Source organism: Azospirillum largimobile (assembly GCF_977007025.2).
Map to the genome: position 1 here is coordinate 350,923 of NZ_CDRMUA020000002.1, position 11,236 is coordinate 362,158.

General features: G+C 69.9%; 9 protein-coding genes. 6 read left to right on the forward strand and 3 right to left on the reverse strand.

Going from position 1 to position 11,236, the window contains the following annotated elements:
* Positions 1-158: 158 nt before the first annotated feature.
* The 4 genes from ACWPKK_RS15005 to ACWPKK_RS15020 all read left to right on the forward strand — a co-directional run bounded on the left by ACWPKK_RS15005 (position 159) and on the right by ACWPKK_RS15020 (position 5,939).
* Positions 159-1,844 (forward strand): branched-chain amino acid ABC transporter ATP-binding protein/permease, encoded by a 1,686-nt coding sequence (locus ACWPKK_RS15005; RefSeq protein ID WP_452005479.1) that lies wholly within the window; start codon positions 159-161, stop codon positions 1,842-1,844.
* Positions 1,841-2,542: an ABC transporter ATP-binding protein gene (locus tag ACWPKK_RS15010; RefSeq protein WP_452005482.1), complete on the forward strand. Its 702-nt coding sequence runs from the start codon at positions 1,841-1,843 to the stop codon at positions 2,540-2,542. Before ACWPKK_RS15005 ends, ACWPKK_RS15010 begins: the two co-directional genes overlap by 4 nt.
* Before the next feature lie 126 nt (positions 2,543-2,668).
* Positions 2,669-4,036: a hypothetical protein gene (locus ACWPKK_RS15015; protein WP_452005485.1), complete on the forward strand. Its 1,368-nt coding sequence runs from the start codon at positions 2,669-2,671 to the stop codon at positions 4,034-4,036.
* A 61-nt stretch (positions 4,037-4,097) separates the two neighbouring features.
* Positions 4,098-5,939, forward strand: coding sequence for a chloride channel protein (locus ACWPKK_RS15020; protein WP_452005488.1), 1,842 nt, complete (start codon positions 4,098-4,100; stop codon positions 5,937-5,939).
* Positions 5,940-6,006: 67 nt separating this feature from the next.
* Here the strand turns inward: ACWPKK_RS15020 and ACWPKK_RS15025 are convergent, their stop codons facing one another.
* Positions 6,007-6,426 (reverse strand): hypothetical protein, encoded by a 420-nt coding sequence (locus ACWPKK_RS15025; protein ID WP_452005491.1) that lies wholly within the window; start codon positions 6,424-6,426, stop codon positions 6,007-6,009.
* A 185-nt stretch (positions 6,427-6,611) separates the two neighbouring features.
* Between ACWPKK_RS15025 and ACWPKK_RS15030 the strand changes: the two genes are divergently transcribed.
* The gene (locus ACWPKK_RS15030; RefSeq protein ID WP_452005494.1) at positions 6,612-7,454 is read left to right on the forward strand and encodes a tellurite resistance TerB family protein; all 843 of its coding nucleotides are present in this window, start codon (positions 6,612-6,614) and stop codon (positions 7,452-7,454) included.
* Between the two features lie 37 nt (positions 7,455-7,491).
* On the opposite strand, the gene ACWPKK_RS15035 is transcribed toward ACWPKK_RS15030, so the two are convergent.
* Positions 7,492-7,959, reverse strand: coding sequence for a DUF1810 domain-containing protein (locus ACWPKK_RS15035; RefSeq protein WP_452005497.1), 468 nt, complete (start codon positions 7,957-7,959; stop codon positions 7,492-7,494).
* 37 nt (positions 7,960-7,996) lie between these two features.
* Positions 7,997-9,079 (reverse strand): serine hydrolase domain-containing protein, encoded by a 1,083-nt coding sequence (locus ACWPKK_RS15040; RefSeq protein WP_452005500.1) that lies wholly within the window; start codon positions 9,077-9,079, stop codon positions 7,997-7,999.
* A gap of 555 nt (positions 9,080-9,634) precedes the next feature.
* Between ACWPKK_RS15040 and ACWPKK_RS15045 the strand changes: the two genes are divergently transcribed.
* A complete protein-coding gene (locus ACWPKK_RS15045; RefSeq protein ID WP_452006652.1) occupies positions 9,635-11,236 on the forward strand; it encodes a PfaD family polyunsaturated fatty acid/polyketide biosynthesis protein in 1,602 nt (533 codons plus the stop codon).

Genomic DNA, 11,236 nt, shown 5'->3' on the forward strand with positions numbered 1-11,236 from the left:
GGGTTCCGCTTGCCGGACGATCCTCGCGGCGCGTCCCCCTCACCCCAACCCTCTCCCCGCTTTCGGCGGACCTATGGTCCGCCTGTCGCGTCAGCGCAAACTTCGTTTGCGCGAGAGCGGGGGGGAGAGGGGGCTATGCCGGGGTGGAGAGTGTCGTATTGGGGATTGGTGCCCTCGCTCTCCTTGTCTACGCGCTCGCCTTCGCCTCCCCCTACGGCCTGCGCGTCCTGACCGTCGCCGGCGTCTATGCGCTGGCGACTTTCGGATTTCAGATCGTCTTCGGCCTCGGCGGAGCGCTGTCGCTGGCGCAGGGCGCCTTCTTCGGCGTCGGCGCCTATGTGACGGGCATCCTCGGCAGCCGCTATGGCCTTGGCTTCGAGGCGACCTTTCCGCTGTCGATGCTGGTGCCGCTTCTGCTGGCCCTGCCGGTCGGGCTGGCGGTGCTGCGGCTGGAGTCGCACTATTTCGCCTTGGCGACGCTGGGCATCGCGCAGGTGCTGCATCTGCTGGCGGTCAACCTGCCCGAACTGACCGGCGGCTCCAACGGGCTGGCCGGGGTGCCGGCTGTGGTGCTGTTCGGCTGGATGGTGCCGCGCGGCCTGCCGATGGCGGGGCTGGTCTGGGGGCTGGTGGCGCTGGGCGGGCTGGTGGGGTGGTGGCTGGCGCGCGGGCGGCTCGGGCGGTCGTTGACGATGCTGCGCGACGATCCGCTGGCGGCGGGAACGTTGGGGCTCGACGTCGGGCGGCTGCGGCTGACCGCCTTCGGCATCAGCGCCCTGTTCGCCGGAGCGGCCGGAGCGCTGGCGGTCCACACCCAGCGCGTCGTCTCGCCGGAGGTGCTGGAGTTCCCGGTCATGGTCTCCATCCTCACCATCGCCATCGTCGGCGGGCGGGGGCGGATGGCCGGTGCGGTGCTGGGCGCGGTGCTGCTGCTGCATCTGCCGGAATGGTTCCGCTTCCTGGAGCGCGGCTATCTGGTCGTCTACGGAATGGCCCTGCTGCTGACCGTTCTGCTGGCGCCCGACGGTCTGACCGGGCTGCTGGACCGCGCCGCCGGACGTCTGTTCGGCCGCCCCGCCCGTGCCTTGCCGGAAGCGCGCGAGCCGGCGCCGTCCGTTTCCGTGGACGGGCTGACGGTGGAGGGGCTGGCCAAGTCCTTCGGCGGCGTGCGCGCGGTGGATGGCGTGTCGCTGGAGTTGCGGCCCGGCGGCATCACCGGGCTGATCGGCCCCAATGGGTCGGGCAAGACCACGGTCATCAACCTGCTGTCGGGGCTGGAGCGTCCGGATGCCGGGCGGGTGCGGCTCGGCGGCCGGGACGTGACCGGTGCCCGCACCGACCGTCTGGCCCGTGCCGGGCTGGCCCGCAGCTTCCAGGCGGCGATCCTGCCGGAAGGGGCCGGCGTGCTGGAGGCGGTGGCCGCCGCCCGTCTGGCTTTCGATCCCGACGCGGAAATGGCGGAGGCGCATGCCCGCTGGGCGCTCGACCGGCTGGGCGTCGGCGAGCTTGCCGGGCAGGGCTGCGACGGGTTGCCGGCGGCGCTGCGGCGGCGGGTGGAACTGGCGCGCGCCCTGGTCCGCCGTCCGGCCGTCCTGCTGCTGGACGAGCCCGCCGCCGGGCTGACCGATGGCGAGAAGGCGGAACTGGCCGCGCTGCTGCGCGACCTGGCGGGTGAGGGGATGGCGATCCTGCTGGTGGAGCATGACATGGGCTTCCTGCTGCCGCTGGCCGGGCGGGTGCTGTGCCTCGACCGCGGGCGGGTGATCTATGACGGCCCGGCCGACGGGGTGCGCCGGGATGCGACGGTGGCGGCGGCTTATCTCGGCCGGGCGGGGACCGCATGAGTGCATTGCTGTCCGTCCGCGGCCTGACCGCCGGCTATGGTGGGGCGACGGCGCTTGACGGCGTATCGCTTAGCGTCGCGGCGGGCGAGACGGTGGCGCTGCTCGGCGCCAACGGGGCGGGGAAATCGACGCTGCTGAAGGCGCTGCTCGGCCTCGTGCCGGCGCGGGGCGAGTTGAGCTTCGACGGTGCCGATCTCGCGCCGCTGGCGACGGAGGCGCGGGTCCGGCGCGGCATCGGCTATGTTCCGGAGGGGCGGCGTGTCTTCCCCGGCATGAGCGTGCGCGACAATCTGGAGGTCGCCGGCCTGCCCGCCGCCCGCGACCGCGCCCAGGACGTCGAGCGTGTCTTCGCCCTGTTTCCCGATCTCGCGACCAAAAGCCGGGAAAGCGCCTGGCGCCTGTCCGGCGGCCAGCAGCAGATGCTGAGCCTCGGCCGCGCGCTGATGGGCCGGCCGCGCCTGCTGCTGCTGGACGAACCCTCGCTCGGCCTGTCGCCCAAGCTGGCCGACGAGGTCTTCGCCGCGGTGGGCCGCATATCCTCCGCCGGCACCGCCGTTTTGCTGGCGGAGCAGAGTGCGGCGCGCGCCCTGACGGTCGCCCCGCGCGCCATCCTGTTGCGTCTGGGCCGCGTGGTGGGCGACGGGCCGGTGGCGTCATTGTCGGAAGAAGTGCTGCGCGAGGCCTTCTTCGGCGTTTAGCACAAATCCGCTGCGTGTCCTGTGCAACAGGTGTCGGCCTCCTGCAACAGGATGGGCGGTTGGGCTTGCGGATGGGGGCGGGCGCGGATAGCTTCGCCGCCACAACCATCTATGGATTACCTCGTCATGACCGCCCGTTCCGCCGCTTCGCTGTCCGCGCTTCTCCTGCTGGGTGTGGCGTCGGCGCCGGCGATGGCCGAACTGGTGCCGGTCGAGCCGAGCATTCCTCCCGCGGTTTATTACGGCCTGCCGGTGCCGGAGGCCGAGGTCGTGGTACCGGGTACGCCGGCGCAGGATGCCAGGCCTGCCCAGGGGCCGAACCAGGGGCCGGCCCAGGGGCCGAACGATAAGCCGGCCGAGAAGCAGGGTGCCGCGGCGCCGGCCAAGCCCGATGGGCCGGGCGAACTGATCGAGAGCTGGGACGGCGGCGCCGCCAAGAAGAAGGACGGCAGCTTCGCCTATTGCGTGGCGGAGGGGGAATTCACCTCCGGCCATGTGCTGATGTTCGCCCGCAGCCCCAAGGGGGAGACCAACATCGGCATCGGCATCCCCGGCGCCGACCTGCCCAAGGGCGGCGAATGGCCGGTCATCATCGAGGTGGACAAGAAGCTGAAGCGCGAACGGGTGGCCATCGCTTCGCAGCCGGACATGCTGGTGGTCTCCAACGGCAAGGACGAGGAACTGGTCAACGCCCTGATGGGCGGCAGCGAACTGGTGGTGTCGTCGGCCACGGACCGCATCGCCTTCAAGCTGTCCGGCACCAAGAAGGTGCTGGGCGACCTGAAGACCTGCGTCGACAAGGGAGGCAACGTTCCGCCGATCAAGGTCGCCGCCGGCCGCCCGGCTGAGAAGAAGAACCGCCTTCCGGAAGGGCTGGACAGCCTGCTGAGCGCGGCAGGCGTGCATGACGCCGAACTGGTCCCGATGGACAAGATCCCGCAGGAGCGCCGCCCGGCCGACGTCGCATGGCGCTTCGGCCCCATCGTCGGCGGTATCCGGGAACGCGCGGTGGGTGAGGACGCCAGGATCGACGAGTTGTCGGACGGCTTCGCAGACGCCATGAAGCAGCGGTGCGAAGGCACCCCGACCGTCAGCCTGAGCCCGTCCGAACAGGCCGGTTCGGTCTGGCTTCGCACCGGCTCGGTCGATTGCGCCATGCCCCAGGGCAAGCTGCACGTCACGCTGAACTTCCTGCTGTCGCAACGCCGCCTGTTCACCGTAATCTTCCACGAGGCGGCCGAACCGGACGTGGCACTGGCCGACAAGGTGCGCGACAACCTCACCCATGTTCTGCGCCGTGCTGGCACAACTCCGTCCGCAGCGCCGGCCACAGCGCCGACTGATGCCGCTCCCGCCACTCCGCCGGCAGCCTCCCCGGTAGCACCTCCTGCAACCGAGCCTGCTCCCTCCGCTGCTGCACCCACCGCACCGCAGGCGGGGGCCGTTCCGTCGACGGTGAAACCGCAGGCGAAACCGCAGCCGGGCAAGTCCTGACGGAACACACGCCTGTCCGGCCCATTGTCCAAGGACGAATGGGCCATCAGTCAGCGTGATCATGCCGGACAATTCCGCTTCCATCGACGGCGTGGGCGAAAACGCCCGCGCCGGCAGCGACCCTTACGCGGCGCTCGACGCGTCGGCCGCGACCACGGTGTCTGACCGTTGGAGCGTGCGCAACAGTGCGCTGGCCGTGGTGGTGCTGGCCGGTCTAGTCGGCGGGGCGGTCGGGCTGGCGGTCGGGGCGCTGCACGAGGCGGTGCTGCTTCTGCAGGCGCTGGCCTTCGACCTGCCGGAGGGGGAGAAGCTGGGGCAAGGCGTGCCCGACCTGCTGCGGACGCTGGGCGTGCCGGTGGCGGGTGGGCTGCTGCTGGGGATCCTGTCCACGCTGGTGCGGCGCTGGCGGCCCAACGACATCGTCGACGCCGTGGAGGCGAACGCGCTCTACGGCGGCAAGATGTCGTTGATCGACAGCCTGCGCCTGACGGTGACGACCGCGCTGTCCAATGCCTCGGGCGCGTCGGTGGGCATGGAGGCGGCCTATACCCAGGCGGGCGCCGGTCTCGCCTCCTCCCTCGGGCAGCGGCTGCGGCTGCGCCGCGCCGATCTGCGCACGATGGTCGGCTGCGGGGCGGCGGCGGCCATCGCCGCCGCCTACCACGCGCCGCTGGCCGGCGCCTTCTATGCCTTCGAACTGGTGCTGGGGGGCTATACGCTGGCGGTGCTGGCCCCGGTCGGCGCGGCGGCGGCGCTGGGGGTGGCGGCATCGGCCCTGCTGACCGGCGGCGAGGCGCCGCTGGCCCTCGGCCGGCCGGTGGAGATCGCCGGCTGGGATTACGCCGCCTGCGGCGTGGTCGGCTTCCTGGCCGGCTGGCTCAGCATCCTCGCCATGCAGGCGGTGACGGTGGCGGAGCGCGGCTTCAAGCGCCTGCCGGTCCCGCGCTGGATGCGCCCGGCGGTGGGCGGGCTGATGGTCGGCGGGCTGGCGCTGGCGGTGCCTGCGGTGATGGGCAGCGGCCCGGGTGCCGTGCCGCCGGAACTGGCGGGCGGTGCGCTGGCGCTGGCCCTGACGCTGGTGGCGAAGATCCTGGCGTCGGCCGTGTCGCTGGGATCGGGGTTCCGCGGCGGCCTGTTCAGCGCCTCCCTGTTCATCGGCGGGCTGTTCGGCGGCCTGTTGAGCATCGCCACGGCAAGTTTCCTGCCGGGGCTGGGCATCGACGGCGGGCTTCTGCTGCTGGTCGGGATGGGGTCGGTCGCCGCCGGCGTCGTCGGCGCGCCGGTCACCATGGTGCTGCTGGTGCTGGAGACGACGCAGGATTTATGGGCAGCCTCCGGCGTGCTGATCGGGGTGGTGCTGTCCACCACCGTGGTGCGGCAGGCTTTCGGCTACTCCTTCGCCACATGGCGCTTCCACCTGCGCGGCGTGCCGATCCGCGGCGCCTACGACATCGGCTGGCTGTCGGAACTCACGGCCTTCCGGCTGATGCGGCGCGACGCCAAGACGGTGCCCGCCACCCTGACGGTGGAGGCGCTGCGCCGCCTCTACCCGCTGGGCTCCACCAAGACGGTGTTCGCGGTCGACGAATCCGGCAGATATGCCGGACTGATCGACATGTCGCAGACCCATGACCCCGACCAGGATGCGGAGGCCACCGAAACCCGCGTCGGCACGCTCGCCAGCAAGGCGGACGCCGTTCTGATGCCCGGCGACGACGCCCGCACCGTGCTGAACCGTTTCGGCACGGCAGAGGTGGAGGCGCTGCCCGTGCTGTCCTCCCCCACCGACCGGCGCATCATCGGCTATGTGACGGAGTCCTTCGCATTGCGCCGCTATTCCCAGGCGTTGGAGCGCCAGCGCGGCGAGGATTTGGGCGAACGCGGGCTGTGGGGGGGCGATTAGCCCCCTTATTGGCCCTTCTATGGCACCGGCAGGCGATGACGACATGCGCTGCCTGCCGGATTGCCGGTCACCCGCCGTGGAAGCCCTTCAGCCGTTCCTCGCCGCGGCCGATGTCGGATTTGAAGTGTCCCTTGCTGGCGGCTTCCAGGACATCGTCGATGAAGCTCCGGTATTCGTCGGCGGCTTCCCCCGGACTGGTCCCCACCGGCGCGGCCGAGCCGGCATAGGTGTTGCCGTCGGCGGCGGTGGAGTCGTGAAGGCTGAAGGCGGGGACGAAGATGGTGTCCCCTTCGGGGTTCCCTTCCGCCACATGGTGCGAAGCGCGGGAAATCTCGACCTGCCCGTCGGCATCGGGGGCGGAGAGGATCTTCACGCCGTGGACGACTGTGGCCTTGCTGCGCGCGTTCGACGCCGCGTCCCGTTCAAAGGTATGGCGGTCGTAGATGCGTTCGATGCTCGACCGGTCGTTGATGTTGGCTTTGGCCATGTCTGTCTCCCTGTGGTCGGACTGGGTAACAGCCATGGTCGCATCCGGTCCCCTGCAATGCCGCATGCCGGAGCGAAAAGTTCGTGGTGCGGAATTTTTGGTATTTCAACTTCAGCCCGCCGCCCGAACGGAATGCCGCCTGTGCTGTTGACGGTCCATCGACGGAATTCGAGTGGGAGAGCGAAATGGCCGATCTGCAACGTATCCTCGGGACCATGCTGGCGACCAGGATGGGAGGCCGCAGCCACGGCGGCATGAACGCCATGGGGTCGGTGCTCGGCAACAGCGGCTTCGGGGCCGGCACGCCGGGTGGCGCCCTCGGTGCCGCATCGGGGAACCGCGGCATGGGCGTCGGGTCGGTCGCCGGGCTGGGGGCGCTGGGCTACCTCGCCTTCAAGGCCTTCCAGGAGCGCCAGCGGAACCAGACGGGTGCTGCGGGCCAAGGTGCGCAACCCGCCGCCCGGCCGGGAGGCAGCCCGTGGGGCGATGCCGGCGGTATCCTGGGCGGCCTGTTCGGCGGCGGTGCCGCCGGTTCCACGGGGTCTTCCGGAAGCACTCAGGCAAGTGGACAGGGCAGCGGCCAGGGGAGTGGATCGCTGTCCGACCGCCTGTCGCAGGTGTTCCAGACCCGCAGTGCGCCGCAGGCCGAAGACCGTGACGACGGCGCCTATCCGGCCGTCGCCATGGAGGACCAGCAGGCGCTTCTGCTGATCCGTGCGATGATCGCCGCGGCCAATGCCGACGGGGAGATCACGCCGGACGAGCGCCGGCACATCCTGGCCACACTGGACGAGGCCGGCGCCGGAGCGGAGGAACGGCGCATCGTCGAACAGGAACTCGACCGGCCCCAGTCGCTGGACTCGCTGCTCCAGTCGGTGCGGGATCAGCAGACGGCGGAGCAGGTCTATCTGGCCTCGCGGATGGCGGTGAACGAGCAGTCGGAAGCGGAGCGCTCCTACCTGCAATATCTTGCGTCCCGGCTGAAGCTCGACCCGCAGCGCGTCCAGCAGATGAATCAGGCGGCTTGAGGGCAAGCGGCCTGAAGCACGGTTCCTGTCCCTTCCCTCACCTGCGTGGGGGAGGGGGCGGCGCTGCCGCCAGTGCTCCCAACAGCGTCACGGTCGCATCGTCCATCCGGCCGTCGCACCAGCGGTCCAGCGCCTCATGGTACGGTGAATCGGCCTGTCCGGCGGCCAGCGCGAAGAGCGTCATGGAGGACCGGAACTTCATGTCGTCGGGCGAGCCGAATATCTCGTGCAGCGTTCGTCCCTGCACCCCCAGCACCGCGCGTGTCGCCTGTTCCAGCCGGGGCCCAAGCGTGGGATGGGCCAGATATGCCTGCGCCTCGTCGAGGGAGGCGATGCCGTAGAACTCGGCGGTGGCGGAGCGGCCGAGCCCGCGCAACTGCGGGAAGACGAACCACATCCAATGACTGCGCTTGCGCCCATTCCGCAACTCGTCAAGCACGGTTGCGAAGACAGGCTCCTGTGCGCTCAGAAATCGCTGGAGGTCGAATGGGTCGTCGGTCCGCATGTCGCCGGTCCTTCTTCCAGGGGCAAGGCAGCGCAGGTCAGGCTTGCTCCGCCGCGGGCATGATGTGGCCGGTCAGCAGGGCGCCCAATTCGCCGACATAGCCGTCCGACCGGGCCGGCCGGGCGGGATCGGAAGTGACGACGACGGTCAGCCCCAGCGACGGCACCAGATACAGCATCTGTCCGCCATAGCCGCGGGCATAGGCGATGCGATGGCCGTTCGATTCCGCCAGGAACCAGCCATAGCCGTAGGCGTCGCCGGAATAGGGCGACCGGGTCCGCGGCACCCAGGATGCCTGCGCCCAGGCCGCGCTGACCACGGGACGTCCGTCCCAGACGCCGCCCCGGCTCCACATCTCGCCGAAGCGGAACAGGTCCAGCGGCGACAGCACCATGTTGTTGCCGCCCAGATAGAAGCCCTGCGGATCGCGCGTCCAGCCCGCCAGCTCGATGCCGAGCGGCCGGCCCAGCCACTCCCGCGCCAGGGCCAGCAGGCTGCGTCCGGAGACGCGGGCCAGCACCGCGCCCAGGACGTGATAGCTGCCGGTCGAATAGATCATCCGCTCGCCCGGCCCGGCGACGAAGGGGCGGCCGAGCGCATCGGCGACCCAGTTCCGGCTTTCGATCCAGCGGCCGTAGCCTGGCCCAGAGGTCGGCTCCAGCCCGGCTTGCATGGTGAGAAGCTGCGCGATGGTGATCCCGCCCACCCGCGGATCCGCGCCCTTGGGGATCAGCCCCGGCGCCACGTCGCCCAGCGTCGCTTCGACGCCAAGCAGCAGCTTGCGGTCCAGCGCGATGCCGGCCAGGGACGCGACGATCGTCTTGGACACAGATTTGACGTTCACCGCGCGCCCGACCGGCGGCCCCCGGAAGGCCTCAGCGGCCACCACGGTGCCGTGCCGTCCGATCACCAGCGCGTGGAGCTGATCAAGGCTCGCTGCCCGGTCGAGTGCGCGGGTCAGCAGCACCGGATCCAGCGTCGGATTTGGGGACTTGCCGGCAGCGGGAGGACCGGCAACCGCAGCGGACAGGGGGCGCGGCAGCAGGGAGCCGACGGAAGCGGAAGCGGCAGCGGCGAGGATGGTCCGCCGGTCGAGCGTGGATCGGGGTGTTGGCTCCATGCCCAGCCATATGGTCGCGGCCTGCTGCAATCCAAGCCTGTGCGGATCGGCACCTGATGGGGCGCAAGGCTTCGATCCCTCTTCGGACCCGGTGGCGCTTCGGCAGAATCGTTTAAGGCGGGTAAAGATATTTCCGGGGTGAAATAAACAATATCCACCATGAAATCGAATTCATGCTTGCCATTCTCCAACAGTGGTAAGTAATAAAAATAATGTGCGAAAGTCCTTCGATTAGGGGCCCCTAATGCCATGTCGGGTGCAAGAACGACCATGAACGACATTGTTGCAAAACGGGCGGACTGCCGGCACCGGCAGTGTGGGACTCGAACCGTACGCACTCTCATCGATCGGATCACCAGCCTCGGCAAGGTGGACCCGCGCATGGGCGCCTGACCCTCGCACCGGACCGGCGCATGCGGCGATGCAATGCCCAATTGCGCATGCACAGTCCGGCTCGGCCGTTCGACCGCGCCCCCTTCGGTGGTCGTCGGCCCCCTTGTCGGATCTCCCGTCCCGGGGGATGGCTGTAGGCAATATTCGGGTGTCGATGTGGACATGAATTACCGGGAGACGGCAGTGTCGCCGCTGATGCAGGCGACGGCAGGCTTCGATCCGTCTCTGATTCTGGAAATGGCCCAGAAGATTCGGGAGCCACTTTACATCGTCAGGAACCGTGAAGGCCGTTTGGGAGCCTCGACCCGGCCGCCGGATTTCACGGCGGAGCGGCTGGAGCCCGTCGCCACCCTGCCGTCGCTTTATCCCGAATGGCTGGGTGATCGCAGTTTCCAGGAAGCTCACGGCTGCCGCTTCGCCTATGTGGCGGGGGAGATGGCGCGGGGCATCGCCACGCCGGCCATGGCGGTCGCCGCTGCCCGCGCCGGGCTGCTCGGCTTCTACGGCAGTGCCGGGCTGTCGCCGCAGCGGGTGCAGGAGGGCATCGCCGAAATTCGTGCGGCGCTTGGGTCGCAGGCGCCGGGCTGGGGCGCCAACCTGATCCACAGCCCCAACGATCCCGCCCTAGAAACTGCGGTCTGCCGCCTGTTCCAACAGCAGGGGGTGCGGCGCGTCTCGGCATCGGCCTTCATGGCGCTGACCCCGTCGGTGGTGGAACTGGCCGCCAAGGGGCTGCGCCGCGATCCGGCCATCGGCGCGGTCCGCCGTCTGACCCACATCTTCGCCAAAGTGTCGCGCGCCGAGGTCGCCCGCCAGTTCATGGCGCCGGCCCCGCAGCGCATGCTGGCCGATCTGGTGGCGCAGGGCATCCTCACCGCCGAAGAAGCCGAACTTGCCGCCGCCATCCCGGTGGCCGAGGACATCACGGTGGAGGCGGATTCCGGCGGCCACACCGACAATCGTCCGCTCACCGTCCTGTTCCCGATCATCCAGCGCCTGCGCGACGAGATGGTCGCCGCCCATGGCTATGACCGCAACATCCGCGTCGGTGCCGCGGGCGGGCTGGGGACACCCGCAGCGCTGGCCGGCGCCTTCGCCATGGGCGCGGCCTATGTCGTCGTCGGATCGGTGAACCAGTCGGCGGCGGAGGCGGGGCAGCCACTGTCGGTCCGCCGCATGCTGGCCGACCTGTCCAGCACCGACGTGACGATGGCGCCCGCCGCCGACATGTTCGAGATGGGCGTGAAGGTCCAGGTGATGAAGCGGGGCACCATGTTCCCCTTCCGCGCCCAACGCCTCTACGAGCTGTATTGCCGCCATTCCGGCCTCGACGACCTTCCCACGGCAGAGCGTGCGACCCTCGAAAAGGACGTCTTCCAGGCGCCGCTTGAGGAGATCTGGCGCCAGACCCGCGAACATTTCGCCGTCCGCGACCCGGCGGAACTGGCCCGTGCCGAGGCCGATCCCCGCCACCGCATGGCCCTGGTCTTCCGCTGGTACCTGTTCAACGCCGCCCGCTGGCCGACGCAGGACGACGGCGCGCGCCGCCATGACTTCCAGGTCTGGTGCGGCCCGGCGATGGGCGCCTTCAACGACTGGGTGAAGGGCAGCTTCCTGGAAGCGGCGGACAAACGCACGGTCGAACAGATCGCCCGCAACCTGCTGGAGGGGGCCGCCGTGGTGACCCGCGCCCAGCAGATGCGCACGGCGGGCTTGGCCGTACCGGCTGCGGCCTTCACCTGGGTTCCGCGCCGGCTCGCCTGA

Coding starts and splice junctions, on each gene's coding strand:
- ACWPKK_RS15010 (WP_452005482.1), top strand. CDS start 1,841: ATGAGTGCATTGCTGTCCGTCCGCGGCCTGACCGCCGGCTATGGTGGG.
- ACWPKK_RS15015 (WP_452005485.1), top strand. CDS start 2,669: ATGACCGCCCGTTCCGCCGCTTCGCTGTCCGCGCTTCTCCTGCTGGGT.
- ACWPKK_RS15020 (WP_452005488.1), top strand. CDS start 4,098: ATGCCGGACAATTCCGCTTCCATCGACGGCGTGGGCGAAAACGCCCGC.
- ACWPKK_RS15025 (WP_452005491.1), bottom strand. CDS start 6,426: ATGGCCAAAGCCAACATCAACGACCGGTCGAGCATCGAACGCATCTAC.
- ACWPKK_RS15030 (WP_452005494.1), top strand. CDS start 6,612: ATGGCCGATCTGCAACGTATCCTCGGGACCATGCTGGCGACCAGGATG.
- ACWPKK_RS15035 (WP_452005497.1), bottom strand. CDS start 7,959: ATGCGGACCGACGACCCATTCGACCTCCAGCGATTTCTGAGCGCACAG.
- ACWPKK_RS15040 (WP_452005500.1), bottom strand. CDS start 9,079: ATGGAGCCAACACCCCGATCCACGCTCGACCGGCGGACCATCCTCGCC.
- ACWPKK_RS15045 (WP_452006652.1), top strand. CDS start 9,635: ATGAATTACCGGGAGACGGCAGTGTCGCCGCTGATGCAGGCGACGGCA.